This is a genomic window from Phosphitispora sp. TUW77, assembly GCF_048453025.1.
Taxonomy (GTDB): domain Bacteria; phylum Bacillota; class Thermincolia; order Thermincolales; family UBA2595; genus Phosphitispora.
On record NZ_CP156677.1, the window covers coordinates 2,760,921 to 2,787,627 of the forward strand.

The following is a 26,707-nucleotide window of genomic DNA, read 5'->3' on the forward strand; positions in this document are numbered from 1 at the left end:
ATTTATTCCACCTGCTTTAATTTCTCGGCCTGGTCAGTTGTAATTAAAGCTTCAATAATCTCATCCATATTTCCTTCCAGCACCTGGTCCAGTTTATGCAAAGTCAAGCCTATACGATGGTCGGTAACACGTCCCTGGGGATAATTATAGGTTCTAATCCTTTCACTGCGGTCACCTGTGCCCACCTGGTTCTTCCTTGTGCTGGCAAGCTGGGCGTCCTGTTCCTCGCGGGCCCTGTCAAGCAGCCTGGCCCTTAAGACACGCATTGCCTTATCCTTATTCTTGTGCTGTGATTTCTCGTCCTGACAGGAAACCACAATCCCGCTGGGAATATGTGTGACCCTGACTGCCGACTGGGTCGTATTAACAGACTGCCCACCCGGACCGCTGGAACAAAATACATCAATCCTTAGATCGTTTGGGTCTATTTCTATATCAACTTCTTCCGCTTCAGGAAGCACTGCAACAGTTACCGTAGAGGTGTGAATCCGTCCTGATGATTCTGTAGCCGGTACCCGCTGGACCCGGTGAACCCCGCTTTCAAATTTAAGCCTGCTGTAAGCACCCTGGCCTTCAATAAGGAAAGCAACTTCCTTAAAGCCTCCAATATCAGTCGCATTTGAACCAAGGATTTCAGTTTTCCAGCCTCTCTCTTCAGCATACCTGCTGTACATTCGGAACAGCGTCCCCGCAAAAAGGGCAGCCTCCTCACCGCCGGCGCCGCCCCTGATTTCCATGATAACGTTTTTGTCGTCATTAGGATCCTTTGGCAGCAAAAGTATTTTAAGCCTGGTCTCCAGCTCTTCCCTTTTATCTTTTAATTCTTCCAGCTCCAGATTAACCATTTCCCGAAAATCGTCTTCAAGTTTATCTTCAAGCATCTCCTTGGCTTCATCGATTCCACGAAGGGTTTCCCGGTACTCCCGGTAAGCTGTAACTACATCTGTCATGGAAGCATGTGCTTTGGCATGCTTCTGCCACTCAGCCTGGTTTGAAATAACATCCGGATTACTCAACAAACCGGCCAGCTGCTCATACTTATCTTCAAGGGCCTGTAATTTATCAAACATTTCTCACACCTCTGAATTGAGTTATATTAAATACGATTATTGCATAGCTTCTTGCGATTATTCGGTAAACCCTTCTTCCTTTGCCAGCACAGATTTAAGTGATGCAATAGCCACCTCAATCTGGCTGTCATCCGGTTCCCTTGTAGTAAGTTTCTGCAGCCACAGTCCCGGGGTAATTATAATTTTCATTAATGGGGAGTTACAATACTTACTCGACAGCTTAAGGACCTCATAAGAAACTCCGGCGACTACCGGCAAAAGAAGAATCCTTGAGCCAATCCTCATTAACAGGTCCTGTTTCCCCAAAAAGCTGAAAATAAATACCATTATAACCATTACAATCAGCAGAAAGCTGGTACCACACCTCGGGTGCAGCTGAGAATATTTCCTCACGTTCTCAACTACCAGCTTCTCATTGGCTTCAAAGGTACTGATAACCTTGTGTTCGGCACCATGATACTGAAAAACCCGCTGAATATCCTTCATGCGTGAAATGGCCAGTACATAAACCAAAAAAATAGCTATCCGCAAAAGTCCTTCCAAAAAATTAATCAAAACAACACTATCCAATACATATAAAAGCCTGGCAGCACTGGTAGGTGCAACAATAAAAAGCAATATAGCCAATATTACCGCCACAGCTATGGTCAGTGCCATTTCCCAGGGGCTGAGCTGTTCTTCCTCATCTGCAGCTGCTTGGCTCGCGGAAAATGTCAATGCTTGAATGCCAACAATAAGTGACTCAAAAAGCATAACTGAACCTCGGAAAAAGGGCAGCTTAAGAAAAGGCAGTTTTTTGGTAATAGAATTAACTGGCCGCTCTTCAACTACAATATCATGGTCAGGCTTTCTGACTGCTATTGCCACATTTTGGCGACCGCGCATCATTACACCCTCGATAACCGCTTGGCCTCCATATGTCACTTTATCACTCAACTAAATACATCTCCTTGCATTTTAAGAGTAGAGTCCAATCAGCTTTCTCAATATTAAAAGAGCAGAGCCGGTTGCTCTGCTGTGATTACATCCCGTATGTGATTACATTCCGTATTTTTTCTTGAATTTATCCACACGGCCACTGGTATCAACAAATTTTTGCTTTCCTGTAAAAAAAGGATGGCATTTGGAGCAAATCTCCACCTTTAACTGCTTTTTAGTTGATCCTGACTCAAAAGTCTCACCACAAGCACAGGTAACCACTGTTGCCTCGTACTTTGGATGAATGTCCTTTTTCATGGCCCTTCACCTCTTTTCTGGAAATATCACCAATTGTCAACTTTTATTATTATATCATACGGCTTATGGGTATGCAACCGTTTTCAGTTTCAAATGTCATTATTTCGTACAGGCCTGGAATAATTGCCAATTTCAAGTCCCGGCAGCTCTGCTTTCAAAAAATCAATGAAATTATTGATACCCATTACCTCGTTAGATGCCAGAGGAATCCTGGAAGACAAAAAATCGGGGTCTATATTGAGATTGCGTATCTGAACCATATTTATATCAAGCTTTGCAAGTAAAGCAACCAGCGCCTCGGCTTCTTCAGGTATATCTGTTAGCCCAGGAAAGATCAGCAGGTTAAGGGATACATAGGTTCCCTTATCCCTGGCAAAAGCTATGGAATCATATACATCCTGCCACCGGTAACTTATGGGGACATAATAACCGGTATATGTTTCTTCCCTGGCACTGATAGTACTGACACGCAGGGAATCAATTCCGGCAGAACAGATTTCCTTGATACCTGCAGTATTACCTGCATTTGTGTTCATATTTATAGTACCTGCTCCTGTATAGCTGCGAATATTTTTTATTGCTTCAGATATCAGGGGCGCCTGCAGGGAGGGTTCCCCCTCACACCCCTGCCCAAAACTTATGATAGCTCCTTCAGCCTCGATAAGGTGTGGAACAGCTATGTCTGTCACTTCCCACATCTCGGGTACAAAACCTATTCTGCTCTGAGGTGCCGGGCAGCACTCTGCAGGCTGCAAGGAGATACAGCCCAGGCACCTGGCATTACATACCGGCGATACCGGAATACCCCCTTCCCACCTCCGGTAAAAAATATTCTGGGCAGTAAAGCAATTGTACTCCAGTGCACACTTTGCCAATTGTGTAATAACCCTGTTATTTCCCTGCCTGTCAAGCATATCATAAACCAACCCTGGCAACTCGGAGGTCCCATAATGGGAAGGGTTCCATTTCTCCAGGTTGTCGGTCTGTACTGCAGCAACGTAAACCCTGCCGTCTTTCCACCCCACTGCTGCATAGCCAAATAGGGGCAAGGGATGTTTGTCCTTACGCCGGTATGCTGGGAGCATTGTTCTGGCAAAACCTTGAGGCAGCAAAGCTCCGACAGCAAAACAAGGGGCACCGTCAGGAGCTGAGGTTAGTTCATTGAAGCTCCCATTTGCCCCAATTGCTACCGGAACCCCTCCCGGCACCATAACCAGCGAGGCCCCTTCGGGTAAAGGAATCATCTCTTCTTCCTCAATTTCTGCAAACAGTCCCCCGGTACGCCCCACAGCCAGCGCCTCCGGGTGCTCATACATCCTTCCTTTGCTATCTGCATACAACAACTGAAACATACTCAATCTCCTTAGTTTAGCCCAATTCAATTTAAATTACATTATATTACTTTTATAAAAAAAAGAAAAGGCCTAAACGGCCCTTTATCCTGCTGTTGATTCAACTACACATAACTAAATGTTAATTAGGCAGATAATGTTGGGGGTTATAAGGTGTTCCGCGGTACAACAGCTCTAAATGTAAGTGCGGCCCCGTGGAACGTCCGGTACTTCCAATCCGGGCAATAACTTCTCCCTGACTAACCCGGTCACCTGTATTTACATCCAAGTAAGAAGCATGTCCATACAAACTCCGGAACCCGTTCCCATGATCGATAATTACAGTCTTGCCATAATCACCCCGGCTGCCTGAGAAAACAATTTTGCCGCCTGCTACTGCCTTAATCGGGCTTCCCCATTCCGCAGCTATATCTGTCCCTTCATGCATCCTGCCATTCCTGATCCCAAAAGGTGATGAAACCACCCCTTTAACAGGCCAGGCATTCAATAAAGGTATTTTCACTCTTGTATTATTACTAATTACATCAATTACTGAACTGGAAGCCGGAAGAATCAATTTTTGGCCTGATAACAAAAGGTCAGCAGGCTGGAAACCGTTTTTCTCCGCCAGTTCTGCCATAGGAATACTAAATCTGCGGGAAAGTCCCCAGAGTGTATCCCCGGAATTTACCGTATAAGTAATGGTATCACCTACAGGAATGGTTATCATATCACCCTCATAGAGAAAGCTTTCCTGGTCAAGCTCATTAAGATAAGCCAGCGAGCTCAGCGCTACATGGTATTGTTGAGCCACGGACCAAAGACAATCACCCTTTTTCACCGTATAGTATACCGGTTCTTGTGACAATTCACGTGACAATTCACGTGACATTTCTTGCAACGGTTCTTGCTTTCTTTCCTCGGCCGGCGAACCGTACCCGGCAAAACAAGTCATAACAAACGCCAGCAACACTGCAAATACCGCTTTTTGTATCTTTCTAAAATTCACCTTTTCTTCCTCCCCGAAAAAACATTTCTCCTATATTCTCCCCTTCCCTATGCTTTTTAAACATTTATACATAATGAGCCTTATATTATAATTAAAAAAGGGATAGATGTGTTCCGGAAGGCGAAGTCTGACATCAGCCGGCCCACGAGCGCTGCGCGCGAGTGGTTAGCCGGCTGAGTTGTAGCCCGCCGGAGGAATACATCTACCCCGATCCTTATTTCTTTACATCGCCCTGGAAAAATCCGAACTCTTTACCATCAACTCTCTGTTTGACTTGGTCTTTTTTAATATTTCCATGAGGAGTTCAATTGCCTCTGTAGTAGTAGACTGGCTGAAGGTTTTTCGCAGGTTCCACATTAATTCCATTTCTTCCTTGCTTAACAGCAAGTCCTCCTTACGTGTGCCGGAACGCTTGATATCGATTGCAGGGAATAACCTGCGGTCGGCCAGCTTCCTGTCAAGGATCAGCTCCATATTTCCTGTACCTTTAAACTCTTCAAAAATAACATCATCCATGCGGCTGCCAGTTTCCACCAGAGCAGTCGCCAGTATCGTCAGGCTGCCTCCCTCTTCAATATTGCGGGCGGCTCCAAAAAACCGTTTCGGCTTATGCAGCGCACTGGGGTCTACACCACCCGACAACGTCCTGCCGCTTGAGGGCTCAACAAGGTTATATGCCCTGGCAAGCCTGGTAATGCTATCCAGCAAAATCACCACATCTTTTTTGTGTTCCACCAGCCTCTTAGCTCGCTCCAACACCATTTCCGCCACCTTGACATGATTTTCGGCCGGTTCATCAAAGGTAGAGCTGATAACCTCACCTTTTACAGACCTCTGCATATCGGTAACCTCTTCAGGCCTTTCATCAATCAGCAGTACCATAAGGTTTATTTCAGGATAATTGGTTGTAATGCTGTTGGCAATCTGTTTGAGAAGAACTGTTTTACCGGCTTTAGGCGGGGATACGATCAGACCCCTCTGGCCTTTCCCAATTGGTGATACCAGATCGATAACCCTGGTAACAGCCATTTCTGGTCCTACTTCAAGGTTAATTCTTTGGTCTGGATATATGGGTGTTAACCCGTCAAAGTGTATCCTTCTTGCAGCATCATTAATACTTATTTTATTTATGTACTCTACCCGAAGAAGAGCAAAATAACGTTCATTATCCCTAGGCGGCCTGACCTGCCCTCCAACAAAGTCCCCTGTCCGCAAGTCAAATCTCCTAATTTGAGATGGAGAAACGTAAATATCGTCCTGACTGGGAACATAACTAAAAGGCCGTAAAAACCCATAGCCATCCGGAAGAATTTCTAATACCCCTTCAGCGAATAGGGTAGATTGTTCTTTGCTTGACTTTACCTTGACAATTTCAAAAATCAGTTCCTTTTTGCGGAGCTTATAATAAGCCTGAATCTCAAGATTCTTAGCCATTTCATAAAGCTCTACCATTGTTTTTGATTCCAAATCGGAAACATTCAAATAATAGCCCTCCTAAAAAGTAATTCATATTAATATTGTACCCTAATGGTAGAAAGCTTATTCATACAGCCCGCCAAAAAGTCCCTGTAAATCCTTTATTTTCTGATTCTGGATTTAAGTTTCTCCAGCCTCGTGTTAAGTAAGAAGTATAAAACCACATATGTGAGTACAAACACAACCACACCATTAATAATTCCTGCCAACAAATAAGGACCTCCTCTGGAAAGAATACTATTTAATACATTTTCCAGAAAAGTGGTTCCCTCGGCCTGAGGCAATACCAACCTGCCCAAAACAGGAAAAAGGGAAACCAAAATAGATTGAGTATATAAATTAATCAATACAATCCCAGGAAAGAACGGCTTCAAACCAGTTGCCGACATGACAGCTGCCAGACTGTTTACCTTCAGAACCCGGGCAAACACGAATGCTATAAAAATGCTCACCAAAGGTACCGGTATAGCAAAATCCATTCCAAACCCCAGACCTGCACCTTTAGCAACTTTTGATGGCGTATCCCTAAGCCGAATCATCTTAAAATATTGATATTTAATGTACCTTTTTAGGCGCAAACCCTGTTCCTCCTGTTTTTGCTTATGAGCCTTCTGAGGAACGTCATCCGGTAACGTTCAACAATAAAAAACATAAAAACATAAAGAATTACACCAAGAATTACACTGTTAACCAGCGCACCGGTGAAAAATATTTTCCCACAATTTACCAATAGAGCAGGGGATAGCAACCCAGCCCAAACATGCCTGACATCTTGAATTTGATTTGCCCACAAAAAAGAACCCGTTACCATATTAAGATAGAAAAAAAACGGGAATAATGGCTTGAAAATAACATCTCCCAACAATCCTGCAGGAATATTCGCAAACACAATGCCTGCAACAATCCCGGCCAACGGGATTCCAAACCCGAATGTCGGAAAAAAGTTTACACAGGCACCAATTGCAAAACCGAGGGCAAGCTTGCCAGGAGCCCCCTTAAGTCTCATAAACCTTATTAAATTATATCTCAGGCGTCTGTTAATCACTATCTCTCACCGGAACCAATTTACTTCCTGATGCTGCCCCTAGTATATCACCAGCCCATTCACCCGTCAAGCATGGCATAATAGCAAATCATCTTCTGTAGGTAAACGGTTTTTTGTCCAACTTGTGAATTGCATCAATAAACCTAACTGTGCCGGTAACTGCCCTCATAACAACAGTATGGGTTCTGGCGCCATTTCCAAAAAATCTTACCCCCTGAACCAAGTCACCATCGGTAATCCCAGTAGCGGCAAAAACAACATCATCCGTCTTTACAAGGTCATCCATTGTTAGTAAACGATTAATATCCCCTATTCCCAATTTTTGAGCCCTTTTAATATCTTCATCATCTTCAGGCCATAGCCTTGCCTGCATTTCCCCTCCGAGACATTTTAAGGCCGCAGCTGCCAAAACCCCCTCGGGAGCGCCGCCTATCCCCAACAACATATCCACACCTGTGCCTGCCATAGCCGCAGCTACCGCCGGTGCCACATCACCATCCTGAATCAGCTTAATACGCGCACCTGCCGCACGAACCTCTTTAATAATCTTTTCATGCCTTGGCCTGTTAAGGATTACTACAGTGAGGTCCTCAATATCTTTATCATTTACTTCAGCAACCACCTTCAGATTAGAAATAACCGGTGCATCCAAATGAATTTTACCTTTGGCCTTGGGTCCGACTGCAATTTTATCCATATACATATCTGGAGCATGAAGAAACCCTCCTGTATCCGTAACCGCCACAACAGCAATAGCATTATTAAGGCCCCTGGAAACATTGTTGGTCCCTTCTACCGGATCAACTGCAATATCAACCTTCGGATCCACTCCGGCACCTACTCTCTCTCCTATGTACAGCATCGGAGCCTCATCCATCTCACCTTCACCAATAACAACCGTCCCGTCAATCTGCACCGTGCTAAATACAGACCTCATAGCAACAACAGCTGCATCATCAGCTTTTTCTTTTTCCCCACGGCCCATCCATCTTGCAGATGCAATAGCGGCCGCTTCCGTTACGCGAGCAAATTCCATTGCCAGTTCCCGAATCACACAAACCCCTCCCAAAACAATAATTAGTATAACATTATACAATGATTGTGTTATACTATCTTCTACTTTATATGCGCTGGTTCCTGCTTCAATACCAATAATTTTACATACAAAAGCCACTTTACAGTGGCTTAAGTTTGTACTTACTTTGAGGGCCCCTCCTACTTGTTTTTTACTGTTTCCCAATCTGCCAAGAATTTATCAATACCCAAATCTGTAAGGGCATGTTTTGTCATCTGCATTATCACTTTGAATGGCACAGTAGCAATATGAGCCCCTGATTTAGCCGCCTCAGTCACGTGTATAGGATGCCTGATGCTTGCCGCAATAATTTGGGTTTCAAAATCATAGTTCTCATAAATCTGTACAATATCCCGTATTAAATCCATCCCATCCTGACCAATGTCATCAAGTCTGCCGACAAAAGGACTGACATAAGTTGCTCCTGCTAAAGCGGCCAGCAGAGCCTGGTTAGCGGAAAAGACAAGGGTGACATTTGTCTTTATTTTTTTCTCTGAAAGGATTTTAACTGCTGTCAATCCCTCTGCCGTCATAGGAATTTTGATTACAATATTTTTGTGGATTTTGGCAAGTTCTTCAGCCTCAGAAAGCATTCCATCCGCATTTAGGCTAATAACTTCAGCACTGATAGGCCCGTCAACAATGCTGCAAATTTGATGAACTACTTCCATAAAATTTTTTCCCTCTTTGGCAATAAGTGAGGGGTTTGTAGTTACTCCACTGATTACTCCAAGGCGTTCGGAACTTCTTATTTCTTCTATATTAGCTGTATCAATAAAAATTTTCAAGGTTTGCATACCCCCTTACATCAATAGCTTGACTTGCCAAATCGGATAAAAGCGGCTTACGCCGCTTTTCATCATGCCTTTCCAGAGCTGCCAAACAGCCTGATCTTTTCCCTGATAAGTTTAGTAGCCGCTTCCCTGGCAGGCCCTAGAACTTTTCGGGGGTCTATTTCCCCAGCATCCCTGTTTAGTACATCTCTACAAGCCTGCACAAAAGCTTCCCGAATGTTTGTATCTATATTAACTTTTCTTACGCCCAGCTTAATAGCCTTGGCAATATCCTCATCAGCAACACCGGAAGAACCGTGCAGTACTATCGGAATATTAACCAAGGACCTTATTTTTTCCAACCTCGAAAAATCCAGTTCCGGGATACCTTTATACTGCCCATGAGCAGTGCCTATAGCAACCGCAAGGGCATCTACTCCGGTCCTTTCAACAAATTCTTTGGCTTCTTCAGGCTTTGTAAAAAGGGCATCCCTCTCATCAACATGAATATCATCTTCAGTGCCGCCAATTTTACCAAGTTCAGCTTCAACAGAAACGCCTACGGCCCTGGCGACAGCAAGAACTCTGTTAGTAAGTGCTATGTTATCTTCAAAAGCGTACTTGGAACCATCAATCATTACAGAACTAAAGCCTTTCCGGATACATAACATTACCTGCTCAAAACTTGTTCCGTGGTCAAGATGCAGGGCTACCGGCACAGATGCATTTTCCGCGGCAATCCTCGCCATGGCAGTTATATAGTCAATACCGGCGTATTTTATTGCCCCCTGGCTTGCCTGCATAATCACCGGGGAGTTTTCTGCCTCGGCAGCAGCAATGATTGCCTGTACTATTTCCATATTGTTGCAGTTAAAAGCTCCCACAGCATAACAACCCTGTTCAGCCTTATTTAATAGTTCACTGATTGGGACTAGAGACATGGTATCATCGTTCCTCCTTATTATTTATTAATGATTTAGTTTGTGTTAAAAACTTGATTTAATGCGTAGTTAACTAATCCTTGGCAGGTTTCAAACTTCGCCTTTTTCCTTTTTTAGCTTTGCTGAGTTTTTTTAACAACTTTAGCCCATTATCAACCAACACTATTTTTGGGGTATCCTTAATCTTAATTAAGTCTTCATCATTTTCAGCATAAACCGCCCTGATACTTTTACAATCTTTGCAATTCAGCTCAACCCTGTCAGGAAATATGTCTATTTCAATCTGGCTGCTTCCACATTCACAGTAGAGAAAACCCTCTTCAGCCACATCGTGAAGACAATTTAATACCTCAAACATAATTTCGGGATTATAAAAGTAATCATCATAACCCAGGCCGTCAAAAAGTGATTCCAGACCGTATTCATATTTCTCAGCCAAAGCATAAACTTTTTCCTCAGGACCGAAAAAACCAAGTTCTACATTAGTATCATTACAGTAAAAAAATTCGACTTTATTAGCCCAAAGCTGTTTGGCCTTATAATATACCAGGTGGTTAGTCTCACAAAGCATACATGGTACTTGCAGCCAAAATTGCCGGCAGTTTTTAGTGCCAATAATCAACTTAGGGGCTCCACAAGCACATGTTATTTTTATATTTTTAACGCCCACAAAGGCAAAACGAGAAATCGAATGAAAATCCAATTTCCCACATAACGGGCAACGCATAGCGATAAGAAAATCAGTAGCAATAATCATGGCAACCCCTCCTTAAATATTTTTATTTCGCCGCCAACAATAAAATTCCTCTTTTCCCCAGGAGGTAGTTGCTTACATACGCGATATTATAATATGTTCAGATTTCAACCTTTTGTTTCATCACCAACTTTTTTATAGTTGCCCTTAATTCATTTATATCAAAAGGCTTTGTTATATATTCCTTTATCCCAAGTTTCATAGCCTCGGTAACAATTTCAAGTTCCCCATATGCAGTCATCATTATCACAACAACAGAGTCATTAATTTTTTTTATTTCATGCAATGTTTCCAATCCATTCATCCCGGGCATTTTCATATCCATTAATATTAAATCAGGCATCGCATTTTTTACTTTCTCAAGGGCCTCGTATCCACTGGCAGCCATTTCCACTTCATATCCCTCTTCATTAAAAGCTTCATATAGTAATCTCCGCACTCCCCTTTGGTCATCAACTATTAATATTTTTGCCTTCACTCATCATGTCTCCTCTCTTTATTGCCCTTTAAACCCTACCCATACTTATACTTATACTTATATATTTATATTTAGCTAAATCTTCAATATTTAAGAATATTTCTAGATAGAACAATGTTTCCCTTCTTTCCTAAATATAAACATATCGTACTATTACATTATTATTCTACAAAATGCACTTGCTGCTAAACATTGTTAATCAAAGGAATCAAAAATCCAACCATGGAAACCGCAATAATCAGGAACACTAAACTCAACACACCTATAGGTATAACAAGAACCGCAACCGCCCTCCCCATAGAAATCCCATGGACTTCGCGAAGGCCTATAACAATTAACGCCACTGACCACCCTAACAAGATAACAACAATAGCGGGAACAATAGTAGCAACAGGGCCCGGTAAAAAAGCGCCCAGCACCTGAAACGGCACAGCAAAAACTTTTGGGATTCCTGCCAGCGCCAATACTGTCAAGATTTGAAGCGCATTCCCCTTGCCTCCTAACAGTTCTGCAAAAACTTGAAGGATACCGGCCTGAATAAACCAAAATAAAAACGTTGAGACTGTGGCTAAAATTCCTAGATATGGAATAACAGCAATGATTGGCTCAGATAATCGCGGCAATAAATCATAATAGTTTCTGGCATTAAGGAAATTTACCACATAACTGAGCAATGTTACAGTAAGAAAAATAATGAACCCGTTAAACAAGTGGTTTTCCCTGGAAACCCTGGCAAAGGTGACCGCCGGTGAAAAAATTGTCCCATATACCAATTCCGCAAAGCCCAAACGGTCTTTGCTGTCAACAAGCGCTAAATCACCCATAAAACATATCCCCTATCACTGTATTTAAAATGCTTCGCTAAAATAGCTTTGAATTTTTAATAATCCCTTCAATGCCTCAATCTCACTGGGGGACAATCCTAAAAACTCACTATTTGGAGCTGTCGGTATACTAACAACACTCAAGAACTTTTCAAAAGGACTCTGATAACCAAATTCACGAATAACCGGTTCTCCTTTAATTCCTGCCAGTTCACCCGTAATCTTTATAGCATCATAATAGTTCCCCAGTTCATCTACCAAGCCTTTTTCTTTTGCCTGGCGGCCGGTAAATATTCGTCCGTCAGCCAGTTCAAGGACCTTTTCCCTTTCCATTTTTCTTCCCTCTGCCACTACATCTACAAACTGTTGATAAATATCATCAACCATATGCTGCAGGATATCCCGTTCTTCAGGTGTCAGAGGGCGGTTGACAGAACCCATATCTTTATGCGCACCGCTCTTTATTGTTTCGGGTGTGATTCCTATTTTATCAAATAGTTCCTGCAGACTTTGAGTTTCCATGATTACCCCAATACTCCCCGTCAAAGTTGCAGGGTCAGCAACTATTTTGTCAGCCTTGGCAGCAAGCCAGTAACCCCCAGAAGCCGCAACATCGCCCATGGATGCAACAACAATCTTACCTTGCTTACGCAATTTATCTAATTCATTCCCTATCTCCTGTGAAGCTGCTGCACTGCCTCCAGGACTGTTGATCCTTAACAGCACCGCTTTAACGCCGTTATCCTCCCCAGCTTCTCTTAACTGTTCCATGATTGAATGGCCTGAAGCCATACCCGTACTGAAAACAGAACCTTCTCCCCTGGATCCTGAGATAACCCCCTCAACATAGATAACTCCGATAACTTCACCCCCGGAAACCTTATCCTTACTTTCCGGCCCGGATACTATAGCTGCAACCAGAGATAAAAGTATAATACCTGCTATCAACCCCACTACAATTTTTTTGTTAATATTGAACACCCCCATGTCTTCTCCGCCACAATTTATTAACCGCACCATTATTGTTTCAAATACTATATTATTTTAACAATAGACTTTTCAATAAAAAACAAGAGGCCGTTAGTAATATTTACCACAGCCATGTATGCAGATTAATTGTCATTTTTCTGTTTTCCATACTTGTGTGCCATGCCGACAAAATCTCTGAAGAGTGGATGAGGACGATTAGGACGGGACTTAAACTCCGGATGGAATTGTGTCCCTACGAACCATGGGTGGTCAGACAATTCAATAATTTCTACTAACCGGTCATTGGGTGATGTTCCTGAAACCTTCATGCCTTTGGCAGTTAATTGTTCACGGTATTCATTATTGAACTCAAACCTGTGCCGGTGCCGTTCGTAGATTAGATCTTCATTATATGCATCAAAAGCCCAGGTACCCTCTAAAAGTTTACAAGGGTAAAGCCCCAGTCTCATGGTCCCCCCTTTATCCTCAATATCCTTTTGTTCAGGAAGCAGGTCAATTACAGGATAAGGTGTCTCGACGTCAAACTCAGAGCTGTTAGCCTTTTTCAAACCTATATAGCGGGCAAACTCTATAACCGCACACTGCATTCCCAGGCAAATACCCAAAAACGGCACTTTATTCTCTCTCGCAAAAGTTATAGCCTTAACTTTTCCTTCAATACCCCTGTCCCCGAAACCGCCCGGCACCAAAATGCCATCTACACCCTCCAGGCATTCACAAACAGTATTTTCACCTTTTTCAAGGTCAACAGCATTTACCCACTTGATTTCTATAGCTGATTCATGATAAACACCTGCATGACGTAAAGACTCGACTACACTCAGATAGGCATCGGGAAGTTCGACATATTTGCCTACAATGGCAATTGTAGTTTTATGTTTAGGTTTTTTGATTTTGTCCACTATTTCAACCCACTCAGTCATATCAACATCCCGACATTTAAGACCCAGGCGTTCGATTACAATATCATCAAGACCCTCATCCTTCATCATGAGTGGAACTTCATATATTGTAGCCGCATCTACCGCCTGGATAACCGCATCCTTATCAATATCACAAAAGAGGGCAATTTTCTCTTCCATATCTTTTGAAAGGGGTTTTTCAGACCGAGTGACTATAACATCCGGCTGAATGCCTATACTCCTTAGTTCCTTAACACTGTGCTGTGTAGGCTTGGTTTTCAATTCTCCTGATACCTTAAGGTAAGGAACCAGGGTAACATGAATATACAATACTTTTTCACGACCAATATCGCTCTTCATCTGCCTGATAGCTTCGAGAAAGGGGAGGGACTCAATATCCCCCACCGTACCGCCGATTTCCGTAATCACAACATCAGGCATGCTCTCTTTACTTACCCTTAGAATCCTATCTTTAATTTCATTGGTGACATGTGGGATTACCTGTACAGTGCCACCAAGAAAATCGCCTTTACGTTCCTTAGAAATAATTGCCCAGTATATCTTACCCGTAGTAACATTACTGCTCTTGCTAAGGTTAATATCTATAAACCGCTCATAATGCCCCAGGTCAAGGTCGGTTTCAGCGCCGTCATCTGTGACAAATACTTCTCCGTGCTGATAAGGGCTCATTGTTCCAGGGTCAACATTTATATATGGATCAAATTTCTGAATGGCGACTTTAAGACCCCTGCTTTTCAGAATACAACCCAATGAAGCAGCAGTGATACCTTTTCCCAATGACGAGACAACACCTCCGGTCACAAAAATAAACTTAGCCATAATGCTCCTCCTATCTATAAAATAAATTTTAAAATGAATTCAACATTAAGTGCCGGACACTACCTACAACATTCTAACCTCTGTCATGCATACTGTCAAGGCTGTCAATCTACTAAAAATTGCGTGGTCTTCCCACGCAATTAATTGTCCAGTTCTTCATCATACGAGTAGAGATAGGCCCTCCTATCATGCACCCACTCTCTTAACCCCCAAACGCCTTTCCCAACATGAATAAACCTCCCGTCAAGGTTTATGTCGGTGTGGATACCGGCCATAATATGTTCCCTGTCCCGACCCGAAACAGGTTTAATGGCCATCACTTGTTCAAATAAGTCCTTGAAATACAAAGGAGCCCCCGCTGCCTTAAGAATTGCATGAGCCAAATCAGCTTCAGTCAAACAGGAGCTAACTTGCTCTGTGTTGAACTCAGGCATTGACTTCACCGTCCCTTAGGGAATATTTTGGCAAACAATAACCTAAAAAAGCTCAACATGTCTATTCGACTTTATGGGATTAGTTTCCTGCAATACTTTGAAAAATTTTGTCTAATTCTGTCTAATCTTCCGTCCAAGTTGAAGGTGTCTACATAGACTCCGGGGCGGTTACCCCTATCAAACTCAACGCTCTGCTTATAACTGTCTGTACCGACTTTATCAATACAAGCCGTGCCTTTTGCAGTTCCCTATCCTCTATCATCACCCTATGGCTGTTATAAAAACTGTGAAAAAGACCGGCTAATTCATGGGCATACCTGGCAATCCGGTGGGGCTCAAGGGCTAATGCAGCTTCCGATATCTCAATGGGAAAATCAGCCATCTTTCTCATCAGGTCAAGTTCGGCCTGTTCCTGTAAAAGTGTGAAATCACATTCCTCTGTAAGAGGCACGTTTTCATCCAACTCTTCCAGCTGACGCAGAATGCTGCTTATTCTGGCATAGGCATACTGGATATAATATACCGGGTTCTCCGTTGACTGAGATTTGGCCAAATCCATATCAAAATCCAAATGGCTGTCTGCACTTCTCATAACAAAAAAGTACCGCGCAGCATCTCTGCCAACATCCGCGATAAGGTCATCAAGTGTGATAAACTCACCGGAACGCTTTGACATCCTTATTATTTCTCCCTCTTTAAACAAGCGGACTAACTGCATCAGAACTATGTCAAGACTTTCCGGGTTGTATCCCAAAGCCTGCATCGCGCCTTTCAACCTTTTTACGTGACCGTGATGATCTGCACCCCAAATATTTATTACCCACTCAAAACCCCTGTCAAATTTGTTTTTATGATAAGCAATATCTGCGGCAAAATAAGTAGGTATGCCGTTACTCCTAACCAAAACTTCGTCTTTTTCATCACCAAACTCTGTGGTCTTAAGCCACAGGGCCCCTTCGCTCTCATACAAAAACCCTTTTTCCCGGAGTTGAGCCAGGATAGTATCAATAGCACCGGATTCATGAAGCGACTGTTCACTAAACCATACATCATATTCCACCCCAAATTGGCTCAGGGTGTTCCTTATTGCAGCAATTTTTTCTTCAAGGGCATATTTAATAAAGAGCTCTTTTCTCAAGGCAGACTCCATATCGAGATAACGGTCACCATGTTTTTCAATAAATCCCTTGACTGTATCGATTATGTCAGCCCCGTGATAACCGTCTTCAGGAAAAGCCACGTCCCTGCCAAGAAGCTGTAAGTACCTAGCCTCAAGGGATTTTCCAAAATTATCTATCTGATTTCCGGCATCATTAATATAAAACTCCCTGGATACCAAAAACCCCGCAGCCTGCATAAGTGATGCCATCACATCACCAAGGGCGGCCCCACGGGCATTACCCATATGCAGCAAACCGGTCGGATTGGCGCTGACAAATTCTACCTGAACCCTTTTCCCCTGGCCGGTATTACTGTCACCATAGCACTCTCCCTGTTTTTCAATTTGTGGCAGGACATCATATACCCAGTCATTTTCCAGAAAAAAGTTAATAAACCCGGGACCGGCTATTTCAATACGGGATATCCGGGAACCTTTAATATTTATGCCATTTACAATAGTCTCTGCTATCTGTCTTGGAGCTATCTTCGCCTGACGTGTTAGCAGCATGGCTATATTTGTGGCAAAATCCCCGTGCTCCTTTTCCCTCGGAACTTCCAAAACAAAAGCAGGCAAGGAATCGAAGTTGAGTTTCCCTTCATCCCTAGCCTTTTGAGCCGATTGTTCAATTACTTTAATAATATTATTCTTCACATTTTCCAGGACAGATTGCATTTTATGCCTCCCTCACAGTCACTGATAACTAATTATCACTAATTTTAGGTTATTTCAATATTATACCAGAAAAACATTTATACTATAATAACATCATACCTGTAAATTCCAGCCCATCTCAAAAGCATTTTTATTTAGCTCCAAGAACTTGAAAGGAACTTTCTCCTCCAATGCCCGGATGCACTTTTCTTTGCCAAACCCCATTTTCCGAGCCAGCACTCCCATCAAGACAACATTAGAAGCCTTGGCATTACCACATTCTTCTGCCATGTGCAGTGCATCAACAGCAATTGTATCAAGCACCTTACCTTTTATCCGACAAACAATACCGTCAGGATATTCCTGAATACCCATCATAACAGGCACAGGATCAATCGCCTGGGTATTAATGATAATTGTACCGTCCGTTTTTAGGCAGTGCACCCAACGAAGGGCTTCAAGCTTTTCAAAAGCCAGGATTATATCTGCCTGCCCTTCCGATATCAAAGGAGAATACACTTTTTTACCCATCCTTACCTGGGTAACTACACTGCCGCCCCGCTGGGCCATGCCATGGATTTCAGAGACTTTAACATCATGCCCATCCTCCATTGCTAAATAAGATAATATCCTGCTGGCGAGGATAGTCCCCTGACCTCCTACCCCTACAATAAGTATATTAACTGTTTTACTGTTACCCATTGCCTTCCCCCACTTTCTTTAATGCATCCGACGGGCAAAGTTGTGAGCACAATCCACAACCGGTACACAGGGCGTTATTCACCACAACGGCATCCCCCTTTGCGCTGAGAGCCGGACATCCGAGTTTCATGCACCTTCTACAGTTAATGCAGTTTTCATCAATGGTATATGGTACAGTTTTTTCTTTTATCAATAGGGCACAAGGATGTTTTACGATAATTACTGAAGGCTCATCCGCTGCCGCCTCTTCACTTATGCTATTATTTAAGTTTTTAATGTCAAAGGCATCGACAACTTGAACCCGGTTAATCCCAAGAGCTTTTACCAACCCTGCCAGGTCAACCTGGTTTGTCATCTCTTTACTCAGGGTTTTGCCTGTTGCCGGATGGTCCTGGTGACCAGTCATGGCAGTTGTACTATTATCCAGAATGACTGTGGTAGTAGCTCCCTTATTATAAACAACATCAAGCAGACTTGTAATTCCAGAATGGATAAAAGTTGAATCACCAATTACGGCTACAACCTTTCCATGCATTTCAGGATGGGCTTTTTCCATGCCCATGGCGGAACCCACGCTGGCCCCCATACAAATGCACGTATCCATGGCCTCAAGAGGCGGCAAGGAACCAAGGGTATAACATCCAATATCACCCATAACAGTCATTTTTAATTGACTGAGAGTATAAAACAGTCCCCTGTGAGGGCATCCCGGGCACATTACCGGGGGCCGGACAGGCACCTGTACATCTTTTTCTTCGGGTACCCCAGGGGTCAATAGAGATTCATTGACTAACTCCCGATGATCGGTAACAGACAGGATTTTTTCGGCAATGATTCTTTGTGTAACCTCTCCTATCCTGGGGAACAACTGCTTACCTGTAACCGCAACACCCATAAGACGTACCTGGTCTTCCATAAATGGCTCAAGTTCCTCTATCACATAAAGTTCATCAATCTGGGCCGCAAATTCCCGGACAAGCTTTTCCGGAAGCGGAAAGGTCATCCCAATTTTCAGGATAGATACTCTGGGTAACACTTCTTTTACATATTCGTATATTATCCCACTGGTAATTATCCCCATTTTCCGGTCTGCCCATTCTATCCTGTTAGCCGGGCAGCTTTCCGCATACTCGGTTAATTTGCCCCGTCTCTCTTCAACAAGAACGTGACGCACCCTGGCATGAGCCGGAACCATTACATACTTCTGCGGGTTTTTGACATAAGGTTTAGCATCTTCATCAGAACGCTCCTCAATTTTCACAAAACTCTGGGAATGATTAACTCTGGTAGTAGTCCTAAGCATAACAGGGGTATCAAATTGTTCACTTATTTGAAGCCCTAAGCCAACCATATCCTTTGCTTCCTGACTATCACTGGGTTCCAGGACCGGAATCTTTGCAAATTTAGCATAATTCCTGTTATCCTGTTCATTCTGAGAACTATGCATCCCAGGGTCATCAGCACTAACCAATACAAGCCCGGCATTTACACCCGTATAAGCTAGAGTAAACAGCGGGTCTGCAGCCACATTTACCCCAACGTGTTTCATGGTTACCAGTGTACGGGCTCCACCTATAGCAGCACCGGCCCCAACCTCCAAGGCCACTTTCTCATTTGGGGACCACTGAGCATACACCCCCGGATATTTGACCAGATTTTCCAGTATCTCGGTGCTGGGTGTGCCTGGATATGCTGCTGCCACCTTTACTCCGAATTCATAGGCCCCCCGTGCAATCGCTTCATTTCCTGTCAAAAGTTCCTTCATTATCCTACCTCCGGTATTATTTATCCAGCAATTTTTAACCCCGCCTTAATCCTTTGAACGCAGGTCCACTATTCTTTTAGCCTTACCCATGGTCCGCTCAAGGGACTTGGGCTCCAGCAATTTAACTCCGGCACTTATTGAAAGTACTTTTTGCAGCTTGCTTCGGAGACTCTTTTCCAGTTCTTCAAGCTCCTTGAATTTTCCCGAAAACTGTTCTCCCGAAATTTCCACCTGTACTTCGAGGTCATCCATGTACCCTTTTTTGGTAACCACCAGTTGGTAATAGGGGCCTATCCCTTCAGTTTCCATGATAACTCCTTCAATTTGTGAAGGATAAATATTTACCCCTCTAATTATCAGCATGTCATCCGCCCGCTGAACAACTTTCTTCATCTTAAGCGTTGTCCGCCCACACCTGCAAGGTTCATCAACCAGCATTGTCAGGTCACGGGTACGGTAACGGATAATCGGAAAGGCTTCCCTAGTCAGGGTTGTAAGGACAAGTTCCCCGACCTCGCCATATCCCATTAATTGGCCTGTCTCGGGATTAATGATTTCAGGATAAAAGTGGTCCTCATTTATATGCATCATACCTTCACTGCACTCACATTCCCCGGCCACACCGGGACCGCCTACCTCACTAAGACCATAGTTATCAGTTGCTCTCATATGCCAGCGTCGCTCAATTTCTTTTTTCATATTATCTGTACACGGTTCGCCCCCGAACAAGCCAACCTTCAGCTTCAAGCTGGAGGGGTCTATACACATCTCTTCAAAAACTTCTGCCATGTAAAGAGCATAAGAGGGGGTCGCCACCATTGCTGTTGTCCCAAAGTCCTGCATCATCACAATCTGTCGCTCGGTATTTCCTGTAGAGGCAGGTATTATAGTCGCCCCAATCTTTTCAATACCATAATGCAATCCAAAGCCTCCGGTGAACAAACCATAACCAAAGCATATTTGGACAATATCCTCATCTGTAATTCCGGCCATACTTGCAATTCGGGCAATCAGGTTTGACCATGTTCGGATGTCACGTTTCGTGTATCCAATGACCTTTTGCTTTCCGGTAGTCCCCGATGACGCATGCAGGCGTACCACCTTCTTCATAGGGACTGCAAAAAGCCCAAAGGGGTAACCATCCATTAAAGCCTCTTTTTCAGTAAACGGCAGCCTAGAAACATCTTTCAACCTGGTAATTTCCTGTGGTTTGATACCATGTTCATCATAAGCTTTTCGGTAATAAGGCACCTTTTCATAAACATAGTTCACCACTGCCTGCAAACGGTCTAACTGAATTGCCTGCATATCCTCCCTGACCATACATTCATAATGAGGTTCCCAAATCACTCTCCATCATCTCCCTAATAATACACTTCTTCCCAAGTGTCCATTCCATCAATAACCATCAATATTTCTACAATTTCAATTCCGTTTCCTGCTCAAAACATATAAATTTTCGGTGTGCCGCCTGGTCAATTAATAAACAGGAGCAGCCTGATGATATCTACCCAGACTGACTCCTGTTTTTATCAGGTGCGTAATTAATTATTTTAAGCTAAAAACTTTATCCGCTCGCTGCCATATCATCAGACCGGTGTTCAGACTTACTGATGAACTTGCTCATTCGTTCTATAGCCTCTGTGAGGTTTGCCACAGAAGCCGCATAAGACAACCTGATATGGCCTTCTCCATTGGCACCGAAAACATCTCCGGGAACAACAGCAACTTTGGCTTCCACCAACAGCTTTTCGGCAAACTCCTGAGATGTCATTCCCGTGTTCCTAATGGATGGAAAGGCATAAAATGCACCCCTTGGTTCAAAACATGACAGGCCAATTTCGCTCATCCCTCTGAGAACCAATCTCCTGCGCCGATCATATTCAGCCACCATCTTCTTCATTTCATCTGCGCCGTTCTGCAGAGCTTCTAGTGCTGCCATCTGTGCCGTTATCGGTGCACACATTATGGTATATTGATGAATCTTTGTCATATTGGAGATTACTTCGGGATGCCCGCAGGCATACCCCAACCGCCATCCTGTCATTGCATACGCTTTAGAAAAGCCGTTTAACAATATTGTCCTGCTCTTCATTGCAGGAAGGGATGCAAAACATGTATGTGTACCTTCATATGTTAGTTCATCATAAATTTCATCAGAAATTACGAGAAGGTCATATTTTTTAACCACTTTAGCAATTTCCATCAATTCCTCCCTGGAAATAGTAGCTCCGGTCGGATTGTTAGGATAACTAAGAATAAGCAGTTTGGTCTTTGGCGTAATTTTTTCTTCAATTTGGGCTGCTGTAACCCTGAAATCGTTGTCCTCTGTGGTCGGAATGGGAACAGGGATTCCTCCGACCAAAGTAGTACACGGACCATAAGAAACAAAACAGGGTTCCGGTATTAGTACCTCGTCACCAAAAGAAACCACCGCCCTTAAAGCAAGGTCCATTGCTTCACTTACGCCTACGGTCACCAGCACCTCATTTGCCGGCTCATACTTAACTTTATAGTTATTATAAAGGTTGCGTGCAATTTCCTCCCTAAGTTCCAGCATTCCCGAGTTAGAGGTATACATTGTATATCCTTTTTCCAGAGAATATATACAGGCCTCCCGGACATGCCAGGGGGTAACAAAATCAGGCTCACCCACGCCTAAGGAAATCACTCCTTTTGTCTCGGCAGCCAAGTCAAAAAAACGCCTAATTCCAGAAGGCGGAATATTTTTTACTGTTGTTGACAATTTATCTGCCCATTTTATCATGGCGAAATCACCAACCTTCTATCTTCTTCTTTATCTTCCAGAATTACGCCTTCCTGCTTAAACTTCTTCAGCACAAAATGTGTTGCCGTGCTGATGACATTGTCTATGGTAGCCAGCTTAGTTCCTACAAAAAATGCTACATCCTTCATGTTGGTTCCTTCTACTAACACTGAGAAATCATATCTCCCTGACATCAGGTATACGGCCTTAACCTCAGGAAACCGGTAAATCCTTTCCGCCAGTTTGTCAAACCCGGCACCCCTCTGAGGAGAAACCTTAACCTCAATGACGGCGGAAACCACTTCTTTACCGGCCCTTTCCCAGTTAATCAGGGAATTGTATTTGACAATAATTCTTTTTTCTTCAAGTTCTTTAATCCTATTTTCAACTTCCTGCCGCTCCATCCCAAGCATAGCCGCTATCTGCTCAAGCCCCTGGCGGCTGTTATCCTGGAGCAATTCCAGTATTTCATGGTCCTTTTGATCCAAATTAAATCCTTGTTCCAAATTAACCAACCCCTTTTATAAGTGAAATTAATAAGCCCCCATCCCATAAGGGACGAGAGCTCTCTCACGCGGTACCACCCTAATTGGCTGTTGTGTGCAGCCCAGCTTAATTCCCGTTAACGCCAGGGATACGGACCAAGCTTACTATAATTCAGCCCGGCGACTCCAGGATGGCCTTCGGTGCATGTTTCCGCCGGATTCCACCACTTCCGGCTCTCTGCTGGGTAAACAATACACTTACTATTCCCTTCACCGTCTTTTTTAAGATTATCAAATTTTTTTAGAATTATATCATGTGCAGGTTTGCCTGTCAATAATATTGATATGCGAAAAAACCCAAAATTGTGTGTTGATTATCTCAGCCGTCCCGAGTTAAGCATCGCAACCAAAACCATTATACCCATTAAACCTGAAAACACAAAACCAATTGTACCCAGTACAGGGTATCCCCACAGCAGGGGGCCTTTGCCGGCATGCATTATCAATGCGGAACCAACAATCAGTGCTGCAAGGATAAGACCAAAGGCAATCCTGGAAGAAGATATATCCAGCATATCATGAAGCCAGTTGAGATTTCTGTGGTAAAACGTTATCCTGGTATCATTATTGGCAAAATTTCTAACTGCTTTACAAACATCCACTGGAAAAGTCGTCATTCCTTCGGTAATACTGGACAATTGCTTATAAATGCTTCCGTTATGGACTTCTGGGCGCAGGGTTCCTCTTAAATATTCGGCGGCTATTGGCTTAATTACTTCGGATATATCCAGTTCAGGACAAATTCTCCTGGACATATTCTCACTTATCATTACAGTCTTCCCCAAAATAAAGAGGTTATCCGGCATCTTAATTCCATATTCAATAGAAATTGCAATCATTCCATTAATCAACTGGCTAAGGGCTATTCCGCCTCTGGTTACACCATTGGCCTTTTCCACTATTTCGGATACATCTTCAAAAAAGCGCTGCTGGTGAATTCGCCGCGTAGTCCTCCCTGTTTCCATGATTATATTCATTACTGCAGGGACATCCCGGTCCGCCAGAGCAACCAAAAGCTCTGCAACCATCCTTCGGAAATACCGGTCAAACCTTCCGACAATCCCAAAATCAATGAGAACAATTCTATAATTGTCCTGAAACAAAACATTGCCCGGATGCGGGTCACCGTGAAATATGCCCCGTTCAAATAAAGGACGATAGATTGAGAGCATCATATTGCTGGCATATAGGCTTCTTTCATCATAGCTGTAGTTATGTTCCTCAAACTCCTCCACCCTGATACCCTTAACAAATTCCATTGTCAAGATCTCCTTGGTGGTATAGTCAGAAAAAATTCCGGGCACAATTATACTTTCCTCATCAGCAAACTCCTTAAAAAATGCTTCAGTGTTCACAGCTTCGGTCAGGTAATCCAGTTCCTTGTGTATCTGTCGTTCGAAGACATCAATAATTTCATAAACATCACAGACCTTACCAATAACAGTCCTTTTCTGAAGAATGCCGGCAAACCTTTTAAGTATTTTAATGTCACCATCAATGAGCTGTTTCAGGTGAGGCCTCTGTACTTTTATCACAACTTTAGACCCATCCGGAAGTACCGCTTCATGAACCTGTCCGATGGAAGCACTGGCCATAGGTTTGTAATTAAACTCAAGAAAAACTTCCTCGGGACTCTTACCCATTTCCTTGATAAACTGATTCCTTATTTCTGATTCAGGCACCTCTTCAACATTATCCTGAAGCCGGCTCAACTCCTCAACATAGTCCCGTGGAATAAGGTCGGGGCGGGCACTCAAAAGCTGGCCCATTTTTACAAAAGTCGGCCCAAGGTCTTCAAAAACCATTCTTACCATTTGTGGAAGCAAGCATTTGTGAGGCTTAAGCAGATATCTAAACCCATATTTAACCAAAATCCCGGTAATTTCACGATATCGTGAAACCTTACGGTACTTTCGGGCCAAAGCCTTCCCTCCCGGATTTAAACATCATACCCGGCATCAGCAATAACTTTTTTAAGTCCTGCCTCATCAATTCCTGCCGGATTATACTCAATAGACACCTTCTTTGTATCAAGGTCAACATTGGCGTTCTGAACCCCATCTAAGGTTTTTAACGCCTTTTCCACTGCCATTTTACAATGATTACAGCTCATTCCCCCGACATTTAAAACAGTTGTAGCCATAAGCACCCTCCTTTAATTTTGAAACCTGTTTCTATTTTACCCAATTTTCAGCAGCCAATCCGGAAAAAAAGAGCCAAATTACTCCCCTTACGGAAAATAATCTGACTCTTAATTAATGTATTATTGCTTAACAAGGAAGGTATACCCGTATTTTTGTTCCCTTACCTAGTTCACTGGTAACATCTATTCTGCCGCCATGGCATTCAACAATTTCCCGGGAAACCGCCAGCCCCAGGCCGGTACCGGAATCCTTAGTAGTATAAAACGGGGCAAACATCTGTTTCATAGTGTCCGCAGTCATCCCTTCCCCGGTATCCTCAATTTCTATGCAAAGCTCTCTTCGTTTTTTTGTCTCATTACACTTAATTATTAGAGTTCCTCCCTCAGACATTGCTTCAAAAGAATTTCGTATTATATTGATAATAACTTGTTTTGTTTGATCGCAATCAATCTTAAGCATCGGCAAAAAATCCGGAAAATCTTCTATAATATTAATATTTTTAAGATAGGCTTCACTTTCAACCAATACTTTAATATCAGCCAAGAGGTCCCTAATATTGATCTCTTTCTTATTAAGTATAGTAGGTTTAGCCATTTTCAGAAACTCGCTTATAATGTTATTAACCCTGTCTATTTCCGAGATTATAATACTAATATATTCCTCTTTGGGAGTACCCTCTAATTCCTCTTTTAAGAGCTGGATAAATCCTTTGACCGAAGTAAGCGGGTTCCTTATTTCATGTGCCGCCCCAGCAGCCAGTTGCCCTGCAACCATCATACGGTCTGAGTGGGCAATGACTTTTTCAAGTTTTTTTAGATCCCTGATATCTGTAGCAAAAATGCAGACCCCGAGATATTTTCCTTTACGATTAAGTATACGGTGGGCTGTCACCTCATAAGGCACAGGTTCAGTTTCAGCGGAATTGTTTAGAATTTCCTCAGATGCCTTCAGCTTGCCAGCCTCAATTTCTTTAATTAATTCATAAAGAGTTGCCTGTATAGGAACTTCCGGATTCACCAAAACCTCAGCAAAGTTTTTTCCGATAACCATTTCAGCATCAAGTTTAAGCAAATTACACATAGACCTGTTTGCAAGTACTATTTCACCTGATGTATCCAAAATAAGGATTTTTGTTTTGATATGGTTAAATGCTCTCTGATATAATACTGAATTACACTGCGACAAACCCAGTGACCTTTTGTTATGTTTCAGAACTGCTTTTTTCCGGTTCTTCCGGTTAAGCTGCTCCAGTTCTGCCGCAACAACCGCACTCAGCCATGGATAATCTACGGGAAACACGGCAGTATTATGGATACCAATAGAATGAAGGGCTTTAGCAATGTGAAGTCCTTTCCCTTCTGAAACAACAACTATTCCCAGACCAGCCTTAGCACTTTTTATCTTTTCGACAAACCTGCAGTCATCTTCCGCCGATATACTAACCAGAACCACCCTAATGTTTTCTTGGCTTAGAAGGGCCTCTATTTCCGACATTTCTCTGAAATAGTAAACCTTATAGCCATCACTCATTAATCTCCATTTTGCAAGCTTAAGTTTTCCGGAAAAATCAGCAATAAGAATCGCCTGTGGCATTTCCGGCATTGTTATGGAAGCCTTGGATTTAATGTCATTCTTCAGAAGCAAGGACTCACCCCCTTAGTTGCAAATGGTAATATTTCCAATAAATTAATTTCGCCACAATTTATAGAAATCCTTCTTGATTTTGAAATATTCTAATAATTATGTCTTATATTCTCGAATCTTACATAGCAATTTTAGTTTTTGATATAATA

The 26,707-nt window shown here is 43.0% G+C and carries 26 protein-coding genes and 1 other annotated feature; all 26 genes read right to left on the reverse strand.

Annotation, left to right across the window (positions count from 1 at the left end; all coding sequences use genetic code 11):
* Window positions 1–2: 2 nt before the first annotated feature.
* On the reverse strand, window positions 3–1,070 hold the full coding sequence (gene prfA, locus ABFY19_RS13330) for a peptide chain release factor 1 (RefSeq protein ID WP_418791141.1): 1,068 nt from the start codon (window positions 1,068–1,070) through the stop codon (window positions 3–5).
* Between the two features lie 57 nt (window positions 1,071–1,127).
* Window positions 1,128–1,958 carry a DUF1385 domain-containing protein gene (locus ABFY19_RS13335; RefSeq protein ID WP_418792610.1) on the reverse strand — a complete coding sequence of 277 codons (831 nt, stop codon included), beginning with the start codon at window positions 1,956–1,958 and terminating at the stop codon, window positions 1,128–1,130.
* 150 nt (window positions 1,959–2,108) lie between these two features.
* Window positions 2,109–2,306 carry a 50S ribosomal protein L31 gene (gene rpmE / locus ABFY19_RS13340; protein ID WP_418791142.1) on the reverse strand — a complete coding sequence of 66 codons (198 nt, stop codon included), beginning with the start codon at window positions 2,304–2,306 and terminating at the stop codon, window positions 2,109–2,111.
* Between the two features lie 89 nt (window positions 2,307–2,395).
* Window positions 2,396–3,658, reverse strand: a complete 1,263-nt coding sequence (locus ABFY19_RS13345; RefSeq protein WP_418791143.1) for a radical SAM protein — start codon at window positions 3,656–3,658, stop codon at window positions 2,396–2,398.
* Window positions 3,659–3,779: 121 nt separating this feature from the next.
* Window positions 3,780–4,646: a peptidoglycan DD-metalloendopeptidase family protein gene (locus tag ABFY19_RS13350; RefSeq protein WP_418791144.1), complete on the reverse strand. Its 867-nt coding sequence runs from the start codon at window positions 4,644–4,646 to the stop codon at window positions 3,780–3,782.
* 222 nt (window positions 4,647–4,868) lie between these two features.
* Window positions 4,869–6,128, reverse strand: a complete 1,260-nt coding sequence (gene rho, locus ABFY19_RS13355) for a transcription termination factor Rho (protein ID WP_418791145.1) — start codon at window positions 6,126–6,128, stop codon at window positions 4,869–4,871.
* Between the two features lie 95 nt (window positions 6,129–6,223).
* The gene (locus ABFY19_RS13360) at window positions 6,224–6,700 is read right to left on the reverse strand and encodes a DUF2062 domain-containing protein (protein WP_418791146.1); all 477 of its coding nucleotides are present in this window, start codon (window positions 6,698–6,700) and stop codon (window positions 6,224–6,226) included.
* Complete coding sequence (locus tag ABFY19_RS13365) at window positions 6,691–7,167, reverse strand: DUF2062 domain-containing protein (RefSeq protein ID WP_418791147.1); 477 nt, start codon at window positions 7,165–7,167, stop codon at window positions 6,691–6,693. Before ABFY19_RS13365 ends, ABFY19_RS13360 begins: the two co-directional genes overlap by 10 nt.
* 88 nt (window positions 7,168–7,255) lie before the next feature.
* A complete protein-coding gene (gene glpX / locus ABFY19_RS13370) occupies window positions 7,256–8,221 on the reverse strand; it encodes a class II fructose-bisphosphatase (protein ID WP_418792611.1) in 966 nt (321 codons plus the stop codon).
* A gap of 161 nt (window positions 8,222–8,382) precedes the next feature.
* Complete coding sequence (gene fsa, locus ABFY19_RS13375) at window positions 8,383–9,030, reverse strand: fructose-6-phosphate aldolase (RefSeq protein ID WP_418791148.1); 648 nt, start codon at window positions 9,028–9,030, stop codon at window positions 8,383–8,385.
* Between the two features lie 71 nt (window positions 9,031–9,101).
* Entirely contained in the window at window positions 9,102–9,956 is an 855-nt protein-coding gene (locus ABFY19_RS13380; RefSeq protein ID WP_418791149.1) for a class II fructose-1,6-bisphosphate aldolase, read from the reverse strand.
* A 73-nt stretch (window positions 9,957–10,029) separates the two neighbouring features.
* Window positions 10,030–10,713: a hypothetical protein gene (locus ABFY19_RS13385; RefSeq protein WP_418791150.1), complete on the reverse strand. Its 684-nt coding sequence runs from the start codon at window positions 10,711–10,713 to the stop codon at window positions 10,030–10,032.
* A gap of 97 nt (window positions 10,714–10,810) precedes the next feature.
* The gene (locus ABFY19_RS13390) at window positions 10,811–11,188 is read right to left on the reverse strand and encodes a response regulator (RefSeq protein WP_418791151.1); all 378 of its coding nucleotides are present in this window, start codon (window positions 11,186–11,188) and stop codon (window positions 10,811–10,813) included.
* Between the two features lie 185 nt (window positions 11,189–11,373).
* Window positions 11,374–12,012 (reverse strand): YIP1 family protein, encoded by a 639-nt coding sequence (locus tag ABFY19_RS13395; protein WP_418791152.1) that lies wholly within the window; start codon window positions 12,010–12,012, stop codon window positions 11,374–11,376.
* Between the two features lie 24 nt (window positions 12,013–12,036).
* Entirely contained in the window at window positions 12,037–12,999 is a 963-nt protein-coding gene (gene sppA / locus ABFY19_RS13400; RefSeq protein WP_418791153.1) for a signal peptide peptidase SppA, read from the reverse strand.
* Between the two features lie 125 nt (window positions 13,000–13,124).
* On the reverse strand, window positions 13,125–14,744 hold the full coding sequence (locus ABFY19_RS13405) for a CTP synthase (RefSeq protein ID WP_418791154.1): 1,620 nt from the start codon (window positions 14,742–14,744) through the stop codon (window positions 13,125–13,127).
* Window positions 14,745–14,884: 140 nt separating this feature from the next.
* Window positions 14,885–15,178: a DNA-directed RNA polymerase subunit delta gene (gene rpoE / locus ABFY19_RS13410; RefSeq protein WP_418791155.1), complete on the reverse strand. Its 294-nt coding sequence runs from the start codon at window positions 15,176–15,178 to the stop codon at window positions 14,885–14,887.
* Between the two features lie 148 nt (window positions 15,179–15,326).
* A complete protein-coding gene (gene argS, locus ABFY19_RS13415) occupies window positions 15,327–17,012 on the reverse strand; it encodes an arginine--tRNA ligase (RefSeq protein WP_418791156.1) in 1,686 nt (561 codons plus the stop codon).
* A gap of 93 nt (window positions 17,013–17,105) precedes the next feature.
* Entirely contained in the window at window positions 17,106–17,693 is a 588-nt protein-coding gene (locus ABFY19_RS13420) for an indolepyruvate oxidoreductase subunit beta (RefSeq protein WP_418791157.1), read from the reverse strand.
* The gene (iorA, locus tag ABFY19_RS13425) at window positions 17,686–19,458 is read right to left on the reverse strand and encodes an indolepyruvate ferredoxin oxidoreductase subunit alpha (protein WP_418791158.1); all 1,773 of its coding nucleotides are present in this window, start codon (window positions 19,456–19,458) and stop codon (window positions 17,686–17,688) included. Before iorA ends, ABFY19_RS13420 begins: the two co-directional genes overlap by 8 nt.
* 45 nt (window positions 19,459–19,503) lie before the next feature.
* Window positions 19,504–20,808 carry a phenylacetate--CoA ligase family protein gene (locus ABFY19_RS13430; protein WP_418791160.1) on the reverse strand — a complete coding sequence of 435 codons (1,305 nt, stop codon included), beginning with the start codon at window positions 20,806–20,808 and terminating at the stop codon, window positions 19,504–19,506.
* A gap of 217 nt (window positions 20,809–21,025) precedes the next feature.
* On the reverse strand, window positions 21,026–22,225 hold the full coding sequence (locus tag ABFY19_RS13435; RefSeq protein ID WP_418791162.1) for an aminotransferase class I/II-fold pyridoxal phosphate-dependent enzyme: 1,200 nt from the start codon (window positions 22,223–22,225) through the stop codon (window positions 21,026–21,028).
* Window positions 22,222–22,731, reverse strand: a complete 510-nt coding sequence (locus tag ABFY19_RS13440; RefSeq protein ID WP_418791163.1) for an Lrp/AsnC family transcriptional regulator — start codon at window positions 22,729–22,731, stop codon at window positions 22,222–22,224. Before ABFY19_RS13440 ends, ABFY19_RS13435 begins: the two co-directional genes overlap by 4 nt.
* A 45-nt stretch (window positions 22,732–22,776) precedes the next feature.
* Window positions 22,777–22,993 (reverse strand) — a binding site (T-box leader).
* Between the two features lie 91 nt (window positions 22,994–23,084).
* Window positions 23,085–24,692, reverse strand: coding sequence for an ABC1 kinase family protein (locus ABFY19_RS13445; protein ID WP_418791164.1), 1,608 nt, complete (start codon window positions 24,690–24,692; stop codon window positions 23,085–23,087).
* A 17-nt stretch (window positions 24,693–24,709) separates the two neighbouring features.
* Window positions 24,710–24,913: a heavy-metal-associated domain-containing protein gene (locus ABFY19_RS13450; RefSeq protein ID WP_418791165.1), complete on the reverse strand. Its 204-nt coding sequence runs from the start codon at window positions 24,911–24,913 to the stop codon at window positions 24,710–24,712.
* A gap of 127 nt (window positions 24,914–25,040) precedes the next feature.
* On the reverse strand, window positions 25,041–26,558 hold the full coding sequence (locus tag ABFY19_RS13455) for a two-component system sensor histidine kinase NtrB (RefSeq protein WP_418791166.1): 1,518 nt from the start codon (window positions 26,556–26,558) through the stop codon (window positions 25,041–25,043).
* Window positions 26,559–26,707: the final 149 nt, after the last annotated feature.

Excerpts from the sequence above, each read along its gene's own strand:
- ABFY19_RS13435 (WP_418791162.1), bottom strand. The coding sequence starts at position 22,225 with ATGATAAAATGGGCAGATAAATTGTCAACAACAGTAAAAAATATTCCG.
- ABFY19_RS13395 (WP_418791152.1), bottom strand. The coding sequence starts at position 12,012 with ATGGGTGATTTAGCGCTTGTTGACAGCAAAGACCGTTTGGGCTTTGCG.
- ABFY19_RS13385 (WP_418791150.1), bottom strand. The coding sequence starts at position 10,713 with ATGATTATTGCTACTGATTTTCTTATCGCTATGCGTTGCCCGTTATGT.
- prfA (WP_418791141.1), bottom strand. The coding sequence starts at position 1,070 with ATGTTTGATAAATTACAGGCCCTTGAAGATAAGTATGAGCAGCTGGCC.
- rpmE (WP_418791142.1), bottom strand. The coding sequence starts at position 2,306 with ATGAAAAAGGACATTCATCCAAAGTACGAGGCAACAGTGGTTACCTGT.
- sppA (WP_418791153.1), bottom strand. The coding sequence starts at position 12,999 with ATGGGGGTGTTCAATATTAACAAAAAAATTGTAGTGGGGTTGATAGCA.
- argS (WP_418791156.1), bottom strand. The coding sequence starts at position 17,012 with ATGCAATCTGTCCTGGAAAATGTGAAGAATAATATTATTAAAGTAATT.
- ABFY19_RS13335 (WP_418792610.1), bottom strand. The coding sequence starts at position 1,958 with ATGATGCGCGGTCGCCAAAATGTGGCAATAGCAGTCAGAAAGCCTGAC.
- ABFY19_RS13420 (WP_418791157.1), bottom strand. The coding sequence starts at position 17,693 with ATGGGTAACAGTAAAACAGTTAATATACTTATTGTAGGGGTAGGAGGT.
- ABFY19_RS13345 (WP_418791143.1), bottom strand. The coding sequence starts at position 3,658 with ATGTTTCAGTTGTTGTATGCAGATAGCAAAGGAAGGATGTATGAGCAC.
- ABFY19_RS13380 (WP_418791149.1), bottom strand. The coding sequence starts at position 9,956 with ATGTCTCTAGTCCCAATCAGTGAACTATTAAATAAGGCTGAACAGGGT.
- rpoE (WP_418791155.1), bottom strand. The coding sequence starts at position 15,178 with ATGCCTGAGTTCAACACAGAGCAAGTTAGCTCCTGTTTGACTGAAGCT.
- ABFY19_RS13405 (WP_418791154.1), bottom strand. The coding sequence starts at position 14,744 with ATGGCTAAGTTTATTTTTGTGACCGGAGGTGTTGTCTCGTCATTGGGA.
- iorA (WP_418791158.1), bottom strand. The coding sequence starts at position 19,458 with ATGAAGGAACTTTTGACAGGAAATGAAGCGATTGCACGGGGGGCCTAT.
- ABFY19_RS13450 (WP_418791165.1), bottom strand. The coding sequence starts at position 24,913 with ATGGCTACAACTGTTTTAAATGTCGGGGGAATGAGCTGTAATCATTGT.